This is a genomic window from Shewanella sp. 11B5 (genome assembly GCF_002836795.1).
GTDB lineage: Bacteria > Pseudomonadota > Gammaproteobacteria > Enterobacterales > Shewanellaceae > Shewanella > Shewanella frigidimarina.
In genome coordinates this window covers 1-1111 of record NZ_PJAP01000170.1, presented here as the reverse complement: position 1 = coordinate 1111, position 1111 = coordinate 1, and the positions used below count along the sequence as shown (strand labels likewise).

The following is a 1111-nucleotide window of genomic DNA, read 5'->3' as shown; positions in this document are numbered from 1 at the left end:
AAGAAGAAGAAGGAAAAAGAGAAAAAAGAAAGAAAAGTGGGAAAGGAGATGAGTATAAGAGAAAGATAAATAAAGAAGAAAGAAACAAGAAAAGTAACAAACAAAAATGGTTAGGTTGCTTAAACACTGGCAGCGTTAATATTACAAAGCCAAACTCACTTTTATTCCACGTTTTGGTTAATTATGCTGATGATAATCAACTGCCCTTATCTGTGCCTCTCAAATAAACAATACATCTAAATAAAATCAAACCAGCGCATATTCTGCAGCTCATTTCATTGCTTAACTCAGCATTGGTTAAATTTGCTAACAATTCGAACATTGACATTTTTTGTCAGTCTTTCAATATGGCTAGGCAAATAATTCTGTAAAAATAGACCAAGGAACACGATAACAATGAATAAATCCTTAATTGCGATTGGATTAACCACAGCACTATTAAGTGGTTGCGGCGTATCTGATACAAATAACACTAAACTTGCAACCGTGACCTCACCAGCCCCCGCTAAAGCAGAGTTAGGTACTTTTGGGGTGGATTTAGCTGCACGTAATGAAGCCGTTAAGCCTGGTGATGACTTTTTTATGTATTCAAGTGGCACTTGGTACGACAACTTTGTCATGCCTGCCGACAAAACTCGTTATGGCGCATTTAATGCTTTAGCTGAGCGCAGTGAAAATCAAGTGAAAGCCATTATCGACGATATTGCCAGCCGCAGCGACTTAACTGCCGAAGAACAATTAATTGCTGATTTTTATCATGCCTATATGGATACCGACACCATTAATAAGTTGGGTATCACGCCAATTAAAGGCACCTTAGATCAAATTGCTGCGATTAGCTCAACACAAGATTTAACCAAAGTATTCGGTGAAGCATGGCTTACTGGTGCATCATCACCTATTTGGGGTGGTATGTGGTTTAATCGCCTAGATCCAGATCAATATGAAATGACTATTGGTGCTGGTGGTTTAGGTCTGCCCGATCGCTCGTATTACCTCGAAGACAGCGAGCGTTTCGTTAACATCCGTAAAGCGTATGTCGACCATATCGCTAAAATGCTCGCCTTTGCTGGTATAAACGACGGTGCAAAACGTGCCCAAACTATTTTGG

General features: G+C 39.5%; 1 protein-coding gene and 1 pseudogene. Both read left to right on the top strand.

Annotated elements, in window-relative coordinates; translation table 11 throughout:
- Positions 1-227, top strand: a 227-nt coding sequence (locus CXF78_RS21355; RefSeq protein WP_180957018.1) for a hypothetical protein, incomplete at its 5' end; no start/stop codon positions are given.
- Between the two features lie 169 nt (positions 228-396).
- A pseudogene (locus tag CXF78_RS01400) lies at positions 397-1111 on the top strand (M13 family metallopeptidase N-terminal domain-containing protein); the annotation flags it as partial.